The organism is Lacinutrix himadriensis (genome assembly GCF_001418105.1).
Lineage (GTDB): Bacteria > Bacteroidota > Bacteroidia > Flavobacteriales > Flavobacteriaceae > Oceanihabitans > Oceanihabitans himadriense.
Map to the genome: position 1 here is coordinate 118,879 of NZ_LIQI01000027.1, position 19,310 is coordinate 138,188.

The 19,310-nt window shown below is 32.4% G+C and carries 16 protein-coding genes; 5 read left to right on the forward strand and 11 right to left on the reverse strand.

What is annotated here, in order from left to right; all coding sequences use genetic code 11:
* Window positions 1-114: 114 nt before the first annotated feature.
* A complete protein-coding gene (locus AMD28_RS13700) occupies window positions 115-783 on the reverse strand; it encodes an ABC transporter ATP-binding protein (protein ID WP_055444710.1) in 669 nt (222 codons plus the stop codon).
* Window positions 784-834: 51 nt separating this feature from the next.
* A complete protein-coding gene (locus tag AMD28_RS13705) occupies window positions 835-3,270 on the reverse strand; it encodes a DUF5916 domain-containing protein (protein ID WP_055444711.1) in 2,436 nt (811 codons plus the stop codon).
* Between the two features lie 208 nt (window positions 3,271-3,478).
* On the opposite strand from AMD28_RS13705, the gene folE reads away from it, so the two are divergent.
* The gene (folE, locus tag AMD28_RS13710; protein ID WP_055444712.1) at window positions 3,479-4,075 is read left to right on the forward strand and encodes a GTP cyclohydrolase I FolE; all 597 of its coding nucleotides are present in this window, start codon (window positions 3,479-3,481) and stop codon (window positions 4,073-4,075) included.
* An 87-nt stretch (window positions 4,076-4,162) separates the two neighbouring features.
* A complete protein-coding gene (locus AMD28_RS13715) occupies window positions 4,163-4,450 on the forward strand; it encodes a hypothetical protein (RefSeq protein WP_055444713.1) in 288 nt (95 codons plus the stop codon).
* 192 nt (window positions 4,451-4,642) lie between these two features.
* Here AMD28_RS13715 and AMD28_RS13720 read toward each other — a convergent pair whose 3' ends face one another.
* The 8 genes from AMD28_RS13720 to AMD28_RS13755 form a co-directional block, all read right to left on the reverse strand.
* On the reverse strand, window positions 4,643-6,895 hold the full coding sequence (locus AMD28_RS13720) for a TonB-dependent receptor (RefSeq protein ID WP_055444714.1): 2,253 nt from the start codon (window positions 6,893-6,895) through the stop codon (window positions 4,643-4,645).
* Between the two features lie 175 nt (window positions 6,896-7,070).
* On the reverse strand, window positions 7,071-7,406 hold the full coding sequence (locus AMD28_RS13725; RefSeq protein WP_241492517.1) for a hypothetical protein: 336 nt from the start codon (window positions 7,404-7,406) through the stop codon (window positions 7,071-7,073).
* A gap of 3 nt (window positions 7,407-7,409) precedes the next feature.
* Window positions 7,410-7,901 (reverse strand): DUF6787 family protein, encoded by a 492-nt coding sequence (locus tag AMD28_RS13730; RefSeq protein ID WP_055444715.1) that lies wholly within the window; start codon window positions 7,899-7,901, stop codon window positions 7,410-7,412.
* A gap of 36 nt (window positions 7,902-7,937) precedes the next feature.
* The gene (locus AMD28_RS13735) at window positions 7,938-8,369 is read right to left on the reverse strand and encodes a DUF6146 family protein (protein WP_055444716.1); all 432 of its coding nucleotides are present in this window, start codon (window positions 8,367-8,369) and stop codon (window positions 7,938-7,940) included.
* An 80-nt stretch (window positions 8,370-8,449) separates the two neighbouring features.
* Complete coding sequence (locus tag AMD28_RS13740) at window positions 8,450-9,091, reverse strand: DUF937 domain-containing protein (protein WP_055444717.1); 642 nt, start codon at window positions 9,089-9,091, stop codon at window positions 8,450-8,452.
* Between the two features lie 136 nt (window positions 9,092-9,227).
* Entirely contained in the window at window positions 9,228-10,184 is a 957-nt protein-coding gene (locus tag AMD28_RS13745) for a D-2-hydroxyacid dehydrogenase (protein ID WP_055444718.1), read from the reverse strand.
* Window positions 10,185-10,262: 78 nt separating this feature from the next.
* A complete protein-coding gene (serC, locus tag AMD28_RS13750; RefSeq protein ID WP_055444719.1) occupies window positions 10,263-11,327 on the reverse strand; it encodes a 3-phosphoserine/phosphohydroxythreonine transaminase in 1,065 nt (354 codons plus the stop codon).
* Window positions 11,328-11,435: 108 nt separating this feature from the next.
* Window positions 11,436-12,494: an acyl-CoA reductase gene (locus tag AMD28_RS13755; RefSeq protein WP_055444720.1), complete on the reverse strand. Its 1,059-nt coding sequence runs from the start codon at window positions 12,492-12,494 to the stop codon at window positions 11,436-11,438.
* 179 nt (window positions 12,495-12,673) lie between these two features.
* Here AMD28_RS13755 and AMD28_RS13760 point away from each other — a divergent pair, with 179 nt between their 5' ends.
* Window positions 12,674-13,027: a 4Fe-4S dicluster domain-containing protein gene (locus tag AMD28_RS13760; RefSeq protein WP_055444721.1), complete on the forward strand. Its 354-nt coding sequence runs from the start codon at window positions 12,674-12,676 to the stop codon at window positions 13,025-13,027.
* 63 nt (window positions 13,028-13,090) lie between these two features.
* Here AMD28_RS13760 and AMD28_RS13765 read toward each other — a convergent pair whose 3' ends face one another.
* On the reverse strand, window positions 13,091-15,853 hold the full coding sequence (locus AMD28_RS13765) for a TonB-dependent receptor (RefSeq protein ID WP_055444722.1): 2,763 nt from the start codon (window positions 15,851-15,853) through the stop codon (window positions 13,091-13,093).
* 225 nt (window positions 15,854-16,078) lie between these two features.
* Between AMD28_RS13765 and ychF the strand changes: the two genes are divergently transcribed.
* Window positions 16,079-17,173, forward strand: a complete 1,095-nt coding sequence (ychF, locus tag AMD28_RS13770; protein WP_055444723.1) for a redox-regulated ATPase YchF — start codon at window positions 16,079-16,081, stop codon at window positions 17,171-17,173.
* A 223-nt stretch (window positions 17,174-17,396) separates the two neighbouring features.
* The gene (locus AMD28_RS13775; protein WP_055444724.1) at window positions 17,397-19,259 is read left to right on the forward strand and encodes a DNA topoisomerase IV subunit B; all 1,863 of its coding nucleotides are present in this window, start codon (window positions 17,397-17,399) and stop codon (window positions 19,257-19,259) included.
* Window positions 19,260-19,310: the final 51 nt, after the last annotated feature.

Sequence of the window (19,310 nt, forward strand, 5' to 3'; positions counted from 1 at the left end):
ATTTTTAGTGAGATATTTCGACTGCGCTCAATATGACAATTTGATATAATCCCAAAAAAAGAAATACTTCGACAAGCTCTTTATGACATTAAGTTTCATTTATAATACGGAACACTAATCACTACCAACTATTTTCCCATCTACCATAGTTAGTTTTCTATCTGCCATATCTGCTAATTCTTCGTTATGCGTAACAATGACAAAGGTTTGCCCAAACTCATCACGTAATTTAAAAAAGAGATTGTGTAGGTTTTCGGCAGAAGCACTATCTAGGTTTCCAGAAGGTTCATCTGCAAAAATTAAATCCGGATTATTAACCAAAGCTCTAGCAACAGCAACACGTTGTTGTTCGCCACCAGAAAGTTCGTTTGGTTTGTGTTTGTATCGATGAGATAAACCCAAAAAATCTAAAAGTTCTTTCGCTCGTTTTTCTGCTTCCGCAGGTTTTGTTCCTTTTATAAAAGCAGGAATACAAACGTTTTCTAAAGCTGTAAATTCAGGTAATAGTTGATGAAACTGAAAGATGAAACCAATATTTTCATTTCTAAATTTAGCTAAAGCTTTATCACTTAACGAAAGTATTTCTGTTCCTTTAATTTGAAAGCTAGTATCTTCTTTTTTGGAGGCTTTATCCAAGGTTCCTAGAATTTGTAAAAGGGTAGTTTTTCCTGCTCCAGAAGTACCAACAATAGATACAATTTCTCCTTTTTTAATATGAAGATTTACACCTTTTAACACGTGTAAATCTTCGTAATATTTATGAATATTTTTGGCTTGAATCATTATCTTTTTATCAAGCAATGAAAGTACTACTTTATGCTTAATCCAGCAAGTTTAAATGTTTTTAGGTTTCGATTTAAAGATGTTTTTTACATTGTTATAATCTATATAATACACCATTCTAAGAGAAAAAACATGATTTATATCTTCTTTGAACAAGTCGTTTAAGCTAGAAAAATAATCGTCTTTGGATGCGTTTGTATCGTTATACAATCTATTTCTATATAATGCAGTTAACTGACTTCCAGGAGCAAATTGCCAAGAGTAGGATAGGTCTAAATTCCATGTGTCAAAATTTACATCCGGATTATCTACATCTGCTTTTGTATAACCATCCGCTTGGTTTAAGCGGCCATTTTCTTGAAGTGCGTATAAATCGTCTTCATAAGTTACTGTACTCCAGTAATTTCTAAAGGTTAGATTTAGTGCGTGAAAAGAGTTGAAGTTATAGCTTGCAGAAATACTATTAATTATTGTTTCTTGGTCACGTTGCCCATAAATAATGTCGTCATTATCCAGCGTTTGTACATAACCACGTTCTTTTAATTCCATATCATAATCAAAAGAATACTGCATGATAAACTTATCGCCAAGTTTTAACCGTGGCGATAAGCTATAAAAATAACTGGTATAATCTCTTCCGTTTTCAAAAAGAGTTTCATAACCAAAACTAGCATCTAAAGCAAAAGTTTTATTGTAATTAGAAGAAATCCAACCATTCATATTCAGCCAATCTTCAGAAATAAAATAGCGATTTTCTGCTCTTGGTCCAAAATAGTCATACTGTTTTCCGGGTTGCACACTTACATAAGCACCAAAACCCAATAAGCTCTTTTTTAAAGTTCCGTTAAAGTTTACATTAAAGTTTTTACCAGTGTAGGTATGTGGTTTAAATAGGTAGCTTACATTAGCGTTAACGTATAGTTGAAAGTCATTTAGTATTTTTGTAGGTTCAAAAATTCTATAACTTCCGTTCGCATAAAAATTACTATAGTTATTTCTAAATAATATTCCCATATCATTAATATCGTATTTTTTGTCTACAGCTTCATGTTCCACCGAAAAGCGATATTTTCCACTATTTTTTCCAAAACCTATTCTGCTACTATAACCTACTTGATTGTTTTCCTCTGGTAGATTGATATCGCTTCGTTTCGCTTGCGCAATAAAACCATAGGTGTTTTTTTTGTTTACAAGATCTAAAAGTAACCCCGTTACATTGGCATCTCTTGCATGCCCATTTCTAGTAACATTGGTATTGATTAAACTTACAGATGAGTTTTTGTTAAACTGTTGGTCTACCACAAGAATATTGTAATTAGCCATAGGTTCTACCACCTCTTCTCGGGTACTATTGGTTACATTATCTTTTATTTGTGCTTTTGTTTTTTCGGTGATGGCATTAAAAACACCAATACCTAATCCGTTTTTGGTTCTACCAGAAACTTTAATCGCATTAAGCATGTTTACTTTTTCAGGAAAGTCTACAAATTCTTCATCATCACTTAAAGCAACTTCACCAACAGGAGCGCTCCCAATTCTTCTAGAGTAAAATAAGTTTCCTTTAGAAAATAAATCGACACCTTCGGTAAAGAATTGTCTTTGTTCAGAAAACTGTTGTTCAAAAGGACCTAAATTTAATTGTACATTATCAAAACCAGCTTGGCTAAAATCGGGAATTAAGGTTGCATCTAGTGTGAAGTTTTCACTAATCCCGTATTTCACGTCCATACCAAGTCCGTAATCCGGATTTTTACTAGAATTATAAGTCGCAGAAGCAAAGGGGTAAAAGCTTAATCGAGTAGGTGGTTCAATGTTTTCAATTCCTTTAATTTCTCCGTGATATAAACCAATATTTCCTTTGGTAACATCTATTGGGTTCCAAGTATACTGTGAGTTATCTGTTCTAAATCTTCTATGAAATTGTAAACCCCAAGTTTGCACTTCTTGATTAGAAAAACGCAAAGTAGCATAAGGTATTTTTACTTCTACAATCCAACCATCATCTACAATTCTGGAAGCACTTTCCCAAACAGCATTCCATCCAAAATCTTCTCCAATAGTTGGATTTGCAATAGCATCTGCTTGATGTCCGGTAGGGAAAATAAAAAACTCAACATCATTTTGTGCATCGTTATTCGGATTTAAAACAATGCCGAAAAAATCGGAAACACCAAAATTATCGCGTTGCGAAAACTGTTTAATAATAGCTTCAGGAGTATCGTGTAAGTATGCTGCAAAAAAGATAGCATTATCATTATAAGTTACTTTTACTTCTGTTTTTTGATGTTCCTTTTCGGTTGCACCAACATCGGGTCTAAATTGAATAAAGTCTCCAGCAATTTCTGCTTCTTGCCATGCCGCATCGTCTAAAATAGCGTCAATCTTTGGTGCTTGGTCTGTTCTTTTAATGTTTAATGATTTTTTTTCTTGCGCTTGCAAAGTAATAGCAGTAACCATTGCAAGAAAGAAAATGATGAAATGTCTCATTTGGTTTAGTGTTTAGTTTTTGATGGATAGATTAAAGACATATAAAAAAAAGAAATGTTACAGTAAACTTAAGAAATCTAAAATTCAAATACTTTTTTTATCATTAACGAAAGTAAAAACAGGAAGAATTTATTAATGTAGAGTAAGTAGGTTTAATAGGTTTCGACTTATTTTTTTTGCTTATTTTTATAGAATTAATTTATATACGATGCCATACAAACAATTTGAAGAATATAATATTGACGTAACCGAAGGTATAAAAAACCAATTTAAAAATATTATTGAAGACTTAGGGGAAGATACACAACGGGATGGGTTACTTAAAACACCAGAACGTGCAGCAAAAGCGATGCAGTTTTTGACGCAAGGTTATGATCAAAATCCGGAAGAGATTCTTAAAAGTGCAATGTTTAAAGAAGATTATAAGGATATGGTTATTGTAAAAGATATTGAATTGTATTCTTTATGCGAACATCATTTGCTTCCTTTCTTCGGAAAAGCACATATTGCATACATACCTAACGGACAAATTGTAGGATTAAGTAAACTACCAAGAATTGTCGATATTTTTGCTAGACGATTGCAAGTACAAGAGCGTTTAACCCATCAAATATTAGATTGCATTAACGATACTTTAAAACCTCAAGGAGTTGCCGTTGTTATTGAAGCTTCTCACATGTGTATGATGATGCGTGGCGTACAAAAGCAGAATTCGGTTACAACAACTTCTGGATTTAGAGGGCAATTTGAAAAAATTGAAACACGAAACGAATTTTTAAAATTAATTAGCACAAAGCTTTCCTAAGGTAAGCTACATGTAACATATAGTCTAAATTTTATACTAATTAAGTGTCCGTTAAACTTGGCACTTTTTTTGTTTAATATAATTACTATGAATTTACAATTTAAAAACAAATACAAATTATTAGCCCTAAGCATCTTGTTAGATGTCATTGGTTTAATTCCATTTATTGATCTTATTTGGGCACCACTTTCGGGTTATATTATGACAAGACTGTATAAAGGAGATATTGGGAAAATAGCAGGGGTTATTACCTTTATTGAAGAAGCTATTCCTGGATTAGATTTTATTCCAACCTTTACCATCATGTGGTTTTACACCAACGTGATTAAAAAGACAAAACCAGAAGATACAATTATAGAAGTCGATGCAGAATAAGTATTGAGTATATATAATAAATAAAAAAATCTCCTCCCTTTTTAAAGGAGGAGATTGCATTTTAAATTTATGAGGTTTTAAAATAGCTTCGCATTTTATGTCAAACTCTCCGATTCCTAAAAGAATCATCTCTCTTTAACTAAGGAGAGGAACAAGTTTCTATTAAATAGGAATCTTTCGACTTGTTTAAAATTACAAGGTATAACTCACCGAAAAGCTAACATTTCTTCCAATATCATAAATACCATCTGGTTTTAATCTAGATAGATGGTTTATATATTTTTTATTGGTTAAATTAGTTCCTGTAATTTGAAACTGTAAAGCATTTTTAAACACATTAATTTCTCCACCAAAACCAGCACTTAATAAACTGTATCCACCAGTTTCTGTTTCAAAAACACTAGTATTGTTCTGTTTTAAAGCAGTACTTAAAGTAATAAATGCATTTCCTTTTTCTAGGTGTTTTAGACTGTATTCGACACGTAACGTATTGTTTATTTTGTTTGCAGGAATTAATGGTAAATATGCACCACCATTTTGTTTTCCGGTAACGGTTTCAAAACTACTTTCTATATGCAACCAATCTAAAGGATGCGGATGAATATGTAAACCAAATTCACCTCCATAAAGTGCAGCATCTTCTTGCAGATATAAGTAAACAGGATCTTCATTAATACTTTCTCCGTTAGGAGATAAGTAGATATAGTCATTTACTACATTATAAAAACCATTAGCAAAAACTTCTAAATGATCTGTTTTATATTCTAAAGCTAAATCGGTTTGAAAGTTTTGTTCATTATTCAAATTTTCGTTTCCAATTTCAAAACGGTTGGTACCTTCATGAGAACCATAAGAAGTAAGTTCTGCAAGGTTTGGAGCTCTAAATCCGGAAGCTACATTTAATCTTGCTACTATGTTTTTAGCAAGATTGGTTTTAAAACCTAAAGCACCATTAAAGCTAGTAAAGTTCTTGTCTATAGCATTTTCGACAACAATATTCCTAGTATCAAATCTAGCTCCTAATTGTACATCTATTTTTTCAAAATGAATATGAGAAGTAGCCAAAACACCAAAATCGTTAGTCGTTGCATTTGGGATTAATTCTTCTTCGCCATAATTCGTATTGGTTTGGTTCATTCCTTGCACACCAACTATAGTTTCAAACTTACCCATTTTTGGCATATGGTATTTTACATCATAATTAAAGGTTTTAAGTTTCATGTGTAACGCAGGATGTAATATTTCATCGTGTTCCTCATCCTCATGATCGTCGTGGTCTTCCTCATGATCCTCTTCATGTTCCTCATGATCTTCATCATGATGGTGTTCTTCTTCAAATTCTTTTCTGTCGTTGTACGTAAATCCGAGGTTTACATCTAAACTAGAATCTTTAAAAAACACTACAGATTTAGAACTAAAAATATGATTAGTAATGTCTTGATAAGGTAATAACGGATAGTTTTTTAAACTTTGAACACCTATTTCTTCCGGAATACCGAGCTTAGAAGCATTCAGATTATAACGCAATTCGGTTTTAAAATTTACACCTTGATATCCTAAAGCTGCTTTTAAATCTTTTTCGTTAAAACGTGTATTGGTAACTCTATAGTCTTCGGTTTTATAATCGGCATGTTCTGCAAAACTTCCTCGGATTAAAAACTTAAACTTTTCACCAGAACTTTTATAGCCAAGATTAGTACTTAATCCTTCGGTATTTGTAAAATATTGCAAATTTAGATTAGTTTCACTTTCATTTTCTTGGGCAAAACGTTCTGGATTTAAATACAAAACACCACCAAGTGCATCACTACCATAGAGTAGGGAAGCAGGGCCTTTTATAACTTCTACACTTTCTATTCCTGCATCATTAACACCAAGACCATGTTCGCTACCAAATTGCTGATTTTCTAGTCTTATACCTTGTGTATATACTAAAACACGATTCGAACTTAGTCCGCGAATTACAGGTTTTGAAATACCAATTCCTGTGGAAATACCTTCCACACCAGGGATATTGGTAATACCTTGCGCTAGATTAATGGCTCCTTTATTTTTTAAATCGGAAATTTTACGTTGTTCGACTTTCATTACGTTTTCACTTTGTAATTTGTGAAAAGGAGTAGAGACAATAACTTCTTCCATTTCTATCGCGGAAGTTTGCAAACGAATGTCTAAATTTTCTGGAGACGGAATAGTTATGGTTTGCGAAAAAGTTTCGAATCCAACATACGAAACTAAAATCGTATAGTTTCCGGTAGGTAAATTGTTTAAAGTGAAATTACCCTCTGAGTTTGTTGTTGCTCCTTTTTCTAATTGCGGAAAGTAAATGTTTGCAAAAGAGACAGGTTGATTGGTTTCGCTATCTAAAACGGTTCCGTTAATACTGTTTTGTGCATATATGTTGGTTGCCAAAAAAAGCAACAATAGTTTTATAATTTGTTTCATTTAATAATTAATTTAGTGGGTATGGTACTGAAATAATTTCAGCTCTAAAACCAAGTGATATTTAAAATAAAGGATGGTAATTAGTACATCTATTTCCTCTACATTTTATTAAAAACATAAAGAAAACAGCAATGTATTGCATCGATTATTTAAAAAAAGAATTGGTGTAACGTCATTAAACTAATTGTGGCGGACCACGTAACGCAAAGGATAAGCGTTGGTATTCGGAAATAAATTGATATTGAGAAGTATGTAACTTATGGTTATTTTCTATAGGAACGAAACGATTGGCTACTGTTTTAAAAACAAACGGTTTATTGATTTTAAATTTATAAAACTCACAGTCTACATCCAGTGTATGTAGGTGTGTTTGACTTAAATTATCTGTACAAAAATCGTGTGTATGGTTTTCAAAAACATGACCAAGCTTCACTATACTAGGTATAAGTATGGTAACTATAAGTACTATAGTTACAAATTTAAAGATGCTATGTTCTTGAATGGATTTCATGTTTTATAAAAATCGACCTAAGCCGAATCGTCTAATCATCTTTTTTTCAAATTCCCAAAAGAATTTATGTTGACCAAATAGCCAACCAAAAAATACTAATAATATTTGATAGAAAACTAGGCCAATGATAATAAAAAGGATCCAATAAACAAAAATGTTTAAGTTTTCTTTAGTAATTCCAATCCATTTCATGAGTGGTCTTCCAACAAATAAAGAAGAAGAACCTGTTAGAGCAAATACAATGAATATAGCAATCATTTCCCAACGATAAGTTACTTTCCATCGTTTTTCTACTTTGGTAAAAAGAAATAGAAAGAAGCGTATTAGTAGGTAAGAAATAACAATAGTTAAAACGATTTGAATACTTAAATGTAGCTCGTTAGCAAACCTACTAGAAAGGCGGTAAGCAGAATAAAAAGTAACTAATAAACCAAGAATAGGAAATAGTAATTGCCAATTTTTTTGAATTTCCCAACGTTGTTTAAATTTTTCCATCAAATTTTATTTCGATGCAAAAATACAGAACAGTGTTTAATTTCTAGGAATAAAACCAGTTAATTGTTGTTTATATTTTAATTGAAAGTATATGAAATAGTTATAGAGTTTATAATTAACATCATAACCGTAATCTACACCATAGTCATAATTTATTTGCATTTCGTAAAGATTAGGATCAAACTGACTAGGATTGAGTACTCGAGTATTCCATGCGCTTACAAATAATTTGTTTTTGTTTTCTAAATAATTTTGAGAGTAGAAGCCTTTTGGTTTTGCTCTAGTGGCAAACCAAGAACTAAAGCCTGGTTCAATAATTATTATTTGGTATTCTAGCGCTTCATTACTAATATTTATGGTGTCGTTGTCTATAATAGGTTTTGTTTCTTCAACTACTGTATTGTTTTTAGTTGAATTACAAGCTACTAATAATACACATGCTAGTATTGCGTAAAGAAAGGATTTCATTTTAAAATTTGTTTGCTATTAAAATACAAAAAATGCCAAACAAACGTTTGGCATTTAAGTTAAAATATGTGGAAGTTACATTATTTACCTCCAAAAAGTCCACCAAGTAAACCACCAAGTCCACCTTTTCCTTTTGTTGCTTGACCTAATACCATTCCAGCTACATCATCAATTACGCTACCATCTCCATCTGCATCTAATATTTTTTCAAGGAAACTTTGCTCTTCTTTAGCATCACTACCACCAAGTAAACCACCAAGTAAACCACTTAAGTCGTTAGACGAGCTTACATTGTTTTGACTTGCTTGTTTTCCTAAAACACCCATTAATATTGGTGCCGCTACTTTTAATATGTTCGCTACAGATCCAGCATCTAAACCAGATTTTTCACCAATAATTTTTTCAACGCCTTGTTTTTTGTTTCCTAGAACGTGACCTAAAATTTTATCTCCATCATTTAGTACTTCGTCATTAACTCCACCACCAAATAAACCACCAAGGTTGTCTAATATACTTCCATTATGTTTTCCGCTTAAAGCTCCCATTAAGCCTTCAGCACCTTGAGGTGTAGAAGCATTACGCTCCATTGCCTTCATTAAAACAGGTAAAGCCATTGTTAATACGCTACTTGTTTTGTTTTGATCTGTTCCTGTAGAGCCTGATACACCACTAATGATAGTTTTACCAAGGTCACTGTTTAATAAGTCTAGAATTCCTGACATTTTTATTTTTTATTTTAATTAATACTTCATCTCTTTATCAAAAGATATACTACTAATTTACATAAAAAAAGTCTTAACGTTTTTGTTAAGACTTTATTTTAAAAAAATATGCTAAATCACCGATAAACGGTTAGGTTTAATCGTTGATAAGTATGCTTTTAATTTGTTCGGCTAATTCGGTACCAATTCTGTCTTGTGCTTCGTTAGTTGCAGCTCCAATATGAGGGGTAAGAGAAACTCTTCCGTTCATTAAAACTTTAACTGCTGGAGTAGGTTCGTTTTCAAAAGTATCTAAACCTGCAAAAGCAACTTTTCCAGATTCTAAAGCATCTACTAAAGCAACTTCATCAATAACACCACCTCTTGCAGCATTAACAATGCCAACACCATCTTTCATTAAGTCAAATTGTGCTTTACCAATAACATAATCTTTTTGTGCAGGAACGTGTAACGAAATAAAATCTGCCTGTTTTAAAACATCTTCTAGAGGTTGTGTTGCAATATCGAATTTAACAGATTGTCCATCAAAAAAGTCAAGAGTAATTTCTGCGTTTTCAATAAACATATCTGCAGCTATTACTTTCATACCTACACCTAAAGCTATTTTTGCTACTTCACGACCAATACGTCCGAAACCAATAATACCTATTGTTTTTCCACGTAGTTCAATTCCTTTCGCGTAGTTTTTCTTTAATGCTTTAAATTTAGAATCTCCATCTAATGGCATGTTTCTGTTTGAATCATGTAAAAAACGAACACCTCCATAAAGGTGAGCGAATACTAATTCGGCAACAGATTGTGAAGATGCAGCAGGCGTATTAATTACGTGTAATCCTTTGCTTTTTGCATATTCTACATCAATGTTATCCATACCAACACCACCACGACCAATAATTTTTAGGCTAGGGCAAGCATCAATTAAATCTTGACGTACCGTTGTTGCACTTCTAACTAGTAGTGTGCTAATTGCATTTGTGTTTATGTAGTTTATTAGTTGTTCTTGTGCTACTGTTGTAGTTGAAACTTCAAAACCTGCTTCTTCTAAAGCTTTAACTCCGCTTTGAGAAATTCCGTCATTTGCTAATACTTTCATTTTTTATGTATTATGTTTAAAGTAGAAAGTTAAATGTTGTTTGAACGATTTATACTTCCGCTTTAAATTAAAATTAATTTATGCTTTTGTTTCTAATTCACTCATTACTTCTACAAGTGCTTTAACACTATCTAAAGGTAATGCGTTGTACATAGATGCTCTATAACCACCAACACTTCTATGTCCATTTAAACCACTAATACCAGCTTCTTTAAGCATGGTTTCAAAAGTTTCTTTTAGATCTTCGTTAGCAAGAGTAAAGGTTGCATTCATATTAGAACGGTCTTCTTTATTTGCGTATCCTTTAAATAACGGATTTAAATCTATTTCAGAATACATAACACGAGCTTTCATTTCGTTAATTTCTTCGATAGCTTTAAGACCACCAAGATTTTTTAACCATTCTAGTGTTAACATAGACGTATATACTGCAAAAACAGGAGGTGTATTAAACATACTGCTTTTACTAATATGTACTTTATAATCCATCATTGACGGAATTTTACGAGATACCTTTCCTAAAACATCTTCTTTCACTATTACTAGAGTCGTTCCAGCTGGTCCCATATTTTTTTGAGCTCCTGCATATATTAAATCGAATTTAGTAAAGTCTAAAGTTCTTGAAAATATATCACTACTCATATCACAAACTACAGGAATAGGAGAGTTTGGAAAAGATTTCATTTGTGTTCCAAAAATGGTATTGTTGGAAGTACAATGGAAGTAATCATGATCACTAGGAATATCATATCCTTTAGGTATATAATTATAACCAGCGTCTTTAGAAGATGCTACTTCTAAAATATCATCATATATTTTTGCTTCTTTTACCGCCTTATCACTCCAAGTTCCAGTATTTAAATATGCTGCTCTTTTTTCTAAAAGATTTAGTGCAACCATTAAAAATTGTGAGCTTGCTCCACCTTGTAAAAATAAAGCTTTGTAGCCTTTGCCTTCTAAACCAAGAAGTTCTAAAGCTAAGGATCTTGCTTTTTCCATAACATCTACAAAAGATTTACTTCTGTGGGATATTTCTAATAAGGATAAGCCATCATTGTTGAAATCCATTACAGCTTCTGAAGCTTTTAATAATACTTCTTGTGGAAGAATACTAGGTCCTGCACTAAAATTATGTTTTTTCATTGAAAAATTTATTTTGCATTTCCGAAAACCGGAAATCTTTATTTTTAAACAGTTACAAAGGTGCTAATTTTTGAATGGAATTATGTTATTAAAATGATAATTTATCCACTAAATTTTTAACAAAAATGCAATTGTGTCTTCCCCATCTGCATAATCGGAAAGTTCTGGTTGTTGGGTTTTACCAAATACTATTTCGTTTTCGTTAAAGCCATTAGATACAATACATTGAATGTTGTTTAGGTTAGTATCTATATACGTTTTAAGTGCTTCTGTGCTATCGTAATATTCGTAAAAAACGGTAGCAATTGGCGAAGCGAAACTAGCGTCTTCTTTAATCATTAAAAAGCCGTTTTCTAGCATATCAAATTCACTCATTAAATATACTGCTTTATTATAATCGTAATTATTAGCGTACTTACTTTCGTTTATGATCGCATTCCAAGGGTACATTGCTTTAAAAAATCTTTGAAAATCGTAATCTTTTGGTACAAACAGCTTCGATACGTTTCTGCATCCTAAACCGTAGTATCTAAAAATATCTTCAGACAAAGCCGTTAGCTCTTCTTCGGTTTCGTTTCCTGTTAAAATAGCAACAGAGTTTCTGTTTTTTCTAATAATAGAAGGTTTATTCTTAAAATAGTATTCAAAATAGCGCGCAGTATTATCACTTCCTGTTGCAATAACCGCATCAAAATTTTCTAGTTTTTGATCTGTTAACGTTATTTTTCCTTTAAAAGCAGGTGCTACATGTTCTAAATATTTTGCTATAAAAGGAAGGAGGTGTTTGTCGTTACTAGATTGTTTTACTAGCACTTCATGTCCGGAAATTAAAACAGATAAAAAATCATGGAAACCAACTAACGGAATGTTTCCTGCCATAATAATAGCAACTTTTTGTGTATTTACTTTGTTGAAGTCATACGTTTCTAACCAAGTTGTTAAATTTTTAGTTGTTAAAGCATTAGACCAACTATTAAAAGTAAAGACTAGGTTTTTTTTAGTAAACCATCCGTTATGTTCTTGTGCTAGTTTTATTTGGTGTTTAAATCCTTCAAAAAATAGTTCATTGTGTTCTACATTATCTTTTTTCTGAAAGTTTTCAGAAGTAAATTGGCTTAAAAAGTCTCCTAATTTTGCAAAAGCGTTAATTCTTTGGTCTAAATTCATCTTGTATTTGGTTATGAATACTTTTGGCGTTATTTTTGCGCAAAGTTAGAAAAATGAAATGAACGAAATTTTTTTAAACCTATTTTTTTAAAAGGATTAAATTAAATTTCAAATAATTCTTAATTTTATAGAATTTTCATCGTTTTTAAAGACTATTAAATTAAATTGAAAATTACGCTATGGCAATTATAATAACAGACGAATGTATCAATTGTGGTGCTTGTGAACCAGAATGTCCAAATACAGCAATTTATGAAGGTGCAGACGATTGGAGATACAAAGATGGAACGAGTTTAGATGGTAAATTAGTTTTACCTAACGGAAAATCTGTAGATGCAGACGAAGCACAAGAACCAATAAGTGATGAGATTTACTACATTGTACCAGATAAATGTACCGAATGTGTAGGTTTTCATGAAGAGCCACAATGTGCTGCAGTATGTCCTGTAGATTGTTGTGTACCGGATGATGATCACGTAGAAGAAAAAGAAGTACTTTTAGGAAAGCAAAAATTTATGCATCCGGAAGATTAAATATTTAGTATATTTTTAATAAAAAAACCGAGCTATTGCTCGGTTTTTTTGTTTTTTAATAATTTAGAAATTAAACCCTAATCTAGTAAAAATATATCTACCATCAGAACCCATTTGCACAGAATCTGCTAATCCTCCTTGGTCTGTCCAGCCATCAAATTGAGAAGTTGGATATTCATTAAATAAGTTATTTGCTCCTAAAGTTAAACTCAGGCTTTCTGTAAACTTATATCCTAAACTTAAGTCTACTATATTTCTTGCTTCATAGGTATCAGTTGCAACTAGTTTTAAAGCATCCGCTTCTGCAAAAGTTACAGGAGGAGAATCTACCCATTGAAAATCTTGAAGTTGTACTTCACTAAAACGAGTAATAGATACTAAGGCATTGAATTTAGATTTAGTATAACCAAGATTTAAACCAAATTTATAATCTGGAGCAGCAGCTTGCAAATATGCTTGTGAAAAAGGACCGAAAAATCTTAATTCTGCTTCTTCATCTGTCATGCTACTTCCTTCAAATTCTGGAGTATTAATGTTTTTAATTTTTAGCTTATTTATGTTTCCTATAACTCCTATATTTATTTTACTATCCTTTCCAAAAGACATTTCATAACCTAAAACAATATCTAATCCTGTTGTTTGTGTGTCTACACCATTTGCAAAAAACTGTGCAGCATCTACATTAAGAGGGCCTAAAATTGCTTGATCTGTAAAATTATCTGTTAATATAATCCTGTCGTCTACATTAATTAAATAACCGTCTATAGTTGCAGTGAATCCACTTTTCTTAAAGGTAAAACCTAAGCTTCCGTTAAATGCTTTTTCTTCTTTTAATTCTTCAATACCAAATGCTTTAGTTACTGTACTGTTGTTTGCCGATAATAAAGAAGGAACAGATTCACCAGCTACAATATTATTAAAAATAAGGTTGTAATATAATTGCGCTAAAGAAGGCGCTCTAAAACCGGTAGATACAGAACCTCTTATTGCTAATGCATCGTCTAGTAATTTATATCTACTTGCTATTTTAAAGTTGAAGGTGTTTCCAAAGTCACTATAGTTTTCAAAACGTAAAGCACCTCCAATTAAAAAATCATCGCTAATGTTGATTTCAGAATCAAAATAAATACCATAATTGGTTCTACTTCTATCTATTTCATTAGCTGGGCTATACCCCGGAAAACCTTGAGAACCTCCTGGTCCGGCAGGTAATAAATCTTCATTTGGATTCGTTATCGGTTCATTATCTCCATCTAAAACTGGATCTCCATTTTCATCTCTAACGATATCATCATAAGGATTATTGACAGCACCTGAACCATCATAAACAGAATAAGAAGCTAATTCTCCTGCAAAAATACCGAAGTTTTCGGTTCTATATTCTATACCAAATGCAATGCTTAATCCAGAAGCTACATCTTCAAAATACTTATTAAAATCTATTCCAGTTGTATTTTGAGAAAGATAATGTCCACCAGCATCAAAATCTGTAGGAGAACCATCTTGCATAGAAGCGTTATTACTATCTTTTACATAATAATGGAAGTTGTTTTTACCATAGGTATTATTAAAGTCTAAATGCCATCCGTTACTCATTTCATGTCTTACACCAGCGGAAACAGAAACATCCGTAATATTAGATGTTATTCTAGGTGTAAATCCGTCCGGATATAAACTTAAGACAGTTCTATCATCTCCTTCACCATCACGAGAAAAAGCATAAGCATTGGTGTCTCTAAAGTTGCGACCACCAAAAGCATAAATTTCAGTTTTATCCCCTACAGGAATTGCCGCATTTACCATAAAATTAAATCCGTCTACACCAGCACTACCATATCCTTTTCTCCAAGAAAAACCAGGACGAAGTGTGTTGTCTTTCGATAATAATTCTGTGGTAAAGTTTACAAAACCGCCATTTTCACCTAAGGATACCCCATAGTTTAAATCGATTTTAACAGTTTCACCATCATACTTTCTGTCTTTACCATCTAATCTGTTTTCTCCTTCTACATTGTATAAGGTCTCTCCAGATTTTTCTTCCCAACCATCTCCAACGGCTGTGCTATAAGCACCATAAGTAATACCTCCAGAAACACCATCGGTATTATTTTTAAGTACAATATTAATTACACCAGCAATGGCATCGGATCCGTATTGTGCAGAAGCACCATCTCTTAAAACTTCTATTCTTTTAATTGCAGAAGCAGGAATCGCATTTAAATCGGTACCAGAATTTCCACGACCTCTTGTTCCAAAGACATTTACCAAAGAAGATTGGTGTCTTCGTTTTCCATTAATTAAAACTAGTGTTTGATCGGGGCCTAAACCTCTTAAAGAAGCAGGAACCACATGGTCGGCACCATCAGACCCCGATTGTTTACTGGCATTAAAGGAAGGTGCTGCATATTGAAGTATTTCATTAACTTCGACTTTTCCTGTTGTAGACGCAATTCCAGCAACATCAAGAACATCGACGGGAACAGCGGTGTCTAAAGCGGTTCTTTTAGGGCTACGAGATCCTACCAGTACCACTTCGTCTAAACCTACGCCTTCAGACATGGTAACATGAATAGAAGATTGTCCGTTTACCTTTAATTCTTGAGAGTCATAGCCAACATAACTAAAAATAAGTGTCGCATTTTCACTTACTTCAATACTGTAATTTCCATCAAAATCGGTGGTAACACCATTAGAAGTATTTTTTTCAATAATATTAACATTGGGTAAAGGCAAGCCTTCTGCATCCGTAATATTACCTGTTACGGTTTGTCCAATAGCAAAACTGATACTAAAAAGAGATAGCATAAATAAAAATAAGTGTTTCATTTGTTTTGTTTTTTTAAGATTAGTTATCTTAAAGATATGGAAATTAAATATTTAAGGAATGTTTTGTTTTTAAGTTATTAACTTATTTATTAAAAATTAATCAATACTGAGAAGTATAATTTATATTTGCAATCGCTAATAAAAATTAGTTTCCTTAAAGGCGTATGCCTTTAGCAGGAAAAAGAAGTTTAATTTAAAGATTTCCGCATTAGCGGAAAAACAAATATGAAAGCAGGAATTGTAGGATTACCAAACGTAGGAAAGTCAACTTTATTTAATTGTTTATCTAATGCTAAAGCACAAAGTGCAAACTTTCCGTTTTGTACTATTGAACCTAATATTGGTATTGTAAATGTACCAGATCCTAGGTTAGAAAAACTAGAAGAACTAGTAAATCCAGTTCGTGTACAACCAGCAACTGTAGAGATTGTAGATATTGCAGGTTTAGTAAAAGGAGCAAGTAAAGGAGAAGGTTTAGGAAATCAATTCCTTGCAAACATTAGAGAAACCGACGCTATTTTACATGTGTTACGTTGTTTTGATAATGACAATATTATTCATGTAGATGGTAATATAAATCCGATTAGAGATAAGGAAACTATCGATATGGAACTACAGTTAAAAGATTTAGAAACTGTAGATAAAAAATTAGATAAAGTAAAAAGAGCTGCAAAAACAGGAAATAAAGAAGCGCAAAAAGAAGAAGCTGTTTTATTAAAAATAAAAGAAAACTTAGAGGCTGGTGTTTCGGTAAGAGCTTTAGAATTTAGCGATGAAGATTACTTAGAATTTGTAAAACCTAGTCAGTTTATTACAGACAAACCAGTAATGTATGTTTGTAATGTAGATGAGGGGTCTGCTGTTTCTGGTAATGCTTATGTAGAACTAGTTAGAGAAGCTGTAAAAGATGAAAATGCGGAAGTTTTAGTATTGGCAGTTGGTACAGAAGCAGATATTAATGAATTGGATGATTATGAAGAAAGACAAATGTTTCTTCAAGATATAGGATTAGAAGAAGCTGGAGCAGCAAAATTAATTCGTTCTGCTTATAAATTATTAAAACAACAAACGTATTTTACTGCAGGAGTGAAGGAAGTAAGAGCTTGGACAGTTAATGTTGGAGCAACCGGACCTCAAGCTGCTGGAGTTATTCATACCGATTTTGAAAAAGGTTTTATTAGAGCAGAAGTTATTGCTTACGAAGATTTTGTTACTTATGGTAGTGAAGCGAAAGTAAAAGAAGCTGGTAAAATGCGAGTAGAAGGAAAAAATTACGTGGTTAAAGATGGCGATGTTATGCATTTCTTATTTAATGTGTAAAAAAGAATAGATAAAATAGAGTAAATTTTAAAAGCGAGATGAATTTTTCATCTCGCTTTTTTATTTCATAATATTTGAATAATTCATAAAATGACATCGTATTAAAAACCGATGACCTCTTCCTTTTTATTTTCTAATAACTTGTTAATTACTTTGTGCCTTCTGTATTTCATTTTTTCCTACGAAATACTATCTTAGCAACTTATCCTATTTTTATTCAACTATGTCTCAAGAAACCAAATATACCGAAGATAATATACGCTCACTAGACTGGAAAGAGCATATTCGTATGCGTCCAGGAATGTATATTGGAAAACTTGGTGATGGTTCTTCGGCAGATGATGGTATTTATATTCTTTTAAAAGAGGTGCTAGATAACTCGATCGATGAATATGTCATGGGAGCAGGTAAAACCATTGAGATTTCTATTCATGGTACTAAGGTTATTGTTCGAGATTATGGTCGTGGTATTCCTTTAGGAAAAGTAGTAGATGTAGTTTCTAAGATGAATACAGGAGGAAAGTACGACTCTAAAGCCTTTAAAAAATCGGTAGGTTTAAACGGAGTTGGTACCAAAGCTGTAAATGCATTGTCTTCCTTTTTTAGAGTAGAATCTACAAGGGATAATAAAAGCGCTTCCGCGGAATTTGCGCAAGGTAACCTTATTAATCAAGATTTATTAGAAGATACCTCAAGACGAAAAGGAACCAAAGTATCTTTCGTTCCAGACGAAATTATATTTAAAAAATACAAATATAGAAGCGAGTATGTAGAAAAAATGCTGAAATACTACGTGTACTTAAACCCAGGTTTAACTATTGTATTTAATGGCGAAAAATTCTACAGTGAAAATGGTTTAAAAGATTTACTTTCTGAAAACATCAACGAAACCGATAGATCTTATCCAATTATTCATTTACGTGGTGACGATATAGAAGTAGCGCTTACACATAGTAAAACACAATATAGCGAACAATATCACTCTTTTGTTAACGGACAAAACACCACGCAAGGAGGAACACATCTTGCTGCTTTTAGAGAAGCATTAGTGCGAACCATAAGAGAGTATTTTGGTAAAAATTACGAAGCTTCCGATATACGTAAATCGGTAGTCTGCGCCATTGCTATTAAAGTAATGGAACCCGTTTTTGAGAGTCAGACCAAAACCAAACTTGGTTCTACAGATATGGGAGGAGAGCTTCCAACGGTACGAACATATATTAACGACTTCCTAAAAAAATACCTCGATAACTTTCTACATAAAAACACAGATGTAGCAGAAAGTATTCAGCGTAAAATATTACAAGCAGAACGCGAACGTAAAGAGCTTTCCGGTATTCGTAAACTCGCAAAAGATAGAGCTAAAAAAGCAAGTCTGCACAACAAAAAATTAAGAGATTGTAGAGTGCATTTTGGCGATATTAAAAACGGAAGAAACCTAGAAAGCACCTTGTTTATTACCGAGGGAGATTCTGCATCTGGTAGTATTACAAAATCACGAGATGTAAATACGCAAGCAGTATTTAGTTTAAAAGGGAAACCGTTAAACTGTTACGGACTTAGTAAAAAAATCGTGTATGAAAACGAGGAATTTAACTTACTACAAGCCGCTTTAAATATTGAAGAATCTATTGAGGATTTACGTTATAACAATATTGTTATTGCAACAGATGCCGATGTCGATGGTATGCATATTCGTTTGTTATTAATTACTTTCTTTTTGCAATTCTTCCCAGAAATTATAAAAGAAGGGCATTTATATATTTTACAAACACCATTGTTTAGAGTCCGAAATAAAAAGGAAACGGCGTATTGCTATTCGGAACAAGAAAGAAGAGATGCGGTAGAAAAACTAAAACCGAAACCTGAAATCACTCGATTTAAAGGACTTGGTGAAATCTCGCCAGATGAGTTTGTTCATTTTATTGGTGAAGACATTCGTTTAGATCCTGTGATGCTAGATAAGGATATGTCTATCGAAGATTTACTTAGTTTTTACATGGGGAAAAATACTCCAACAAGACAAGAGTTTATTATCGAAAATCTTAAAGTAGAATTAGATATTATAGAAGAAGATAAGGCGTAATTTCTACATTAAAACAGAAAATCATAAATGAGAACAAACAATCATAAAACA

Excerpts from the sequence above, each read along its gene's own strand:
- AMD28_RS13700 (WP_055444710.1), bottom strand. The coding sequence starts at position 783 with ATGATTCAAGCCAAAAATATTCATAAATATTACGAAGATTTACACGTG.
- AMD28_RS13705 (WP_055444711.1), bottom strand. The coding sequence starts at position 3,270 with ATGAGACATTTCATCATTTTCTTTCTTGCAATGGTTACTGCTATTACT.
- folE (WP_055444712.1), top strand. The coding sequence starts at position 3,479 with ATGCCATACAAACAATTTGAAGAATATAATATTGACGTAACCGAAGGT.
- AMD28_RS13715 (WP_055444713.1), top strand. The coding sequence starts at position 4,163 with ATGAATTTACAATTTAAAAACAAATACAAATTATTAGCCCTAAGCATC.
- AMD28_RS13720 (WP_055444714.1), bottom strand. The coding sequence starts at position 6,895 with ATGAAACAAATTATAAAACTATTGTTGCTTTTTTTGGCAACCAACATA.
- AMD28_RS13725 (WP_241492517.1), bottom strand. The coding sequence starts at position 7,406 with ATGAAATCCATTCAAGAACATAGCATCTTTAAATTTGTAACTATAGTA.
- AMD28_RS13730 (WP_055444715.1), bottom strand. The coding sequence starts at position 7,901 with ATGGAAAAATTTAAACAACGTTGGGAAATTCAAAAAAATTGGCAATTA.
- AMD28_RS13735 (WP_055444716.1), bottom strand. The coding sequence starts at position 8,369 with ATGAAATCCTTTCTTTACGCAATACTAGCATGTGTATTATTAGTAGCT.
- AMD28_RS13740 (WP_055444717.1), bottom strand. The coding sequence starts at position 9,091 with ATGTCAGGAATTCTAGACTTATTAAACAGTGACCTTGGTAAAACTATC.
- AMD28_RS13745 (WP_055444718.1), bottom strand. The coding sequence starts at position 10,184 with ATGAAAGTATTAGCAAATGACGGAATTTCTCAAAGCGGAGTTAAAGCT.
- serC (WP_055444719.1), bottom strand. The coding sequence starts at position 11,327 with ATGAAAAAACATAATTTTAGTGCAGGACCTAGTATTCTTCCACAAGAA.
- AMD28_RS13755 (WP_055444720.1), bottom strand. The coding sequence starts at position 12,494 with ATGAATTTAGACCAAAGAATTAACGCTTTTGCAAAATTAGGAGACTTT.
- AMD28_RS13760 (WP_055444721.1), top strand. The coding sequence starts at position 12,674 with ATGGCAATTATAATAACAGACGAATGTATCAATTGTGGTGCTTGTGAA.
- AMD28_RS13765 (WP_055444722.1), bottom strand. The coding sequence starts at position 15,853 with ATGAAACACTTATTTTTATTTATGCTATCTCTTTTTAGTATCAGTTTT.
- ychF (WP_055444723.1), top strand. The coding sequence starts at position 16,079 with ATGAAAGCAGGAATTGTAGGATTACCAAACGTAGGAAAGTCAACTTTA.
- AMD28_RS13775 (WP_055444724.1), top strand. The coding sequence starts at position 17,397 with ATGTCTCAAGAAACCAAATATACCGAAGATAATATACGCTCACTAGAC.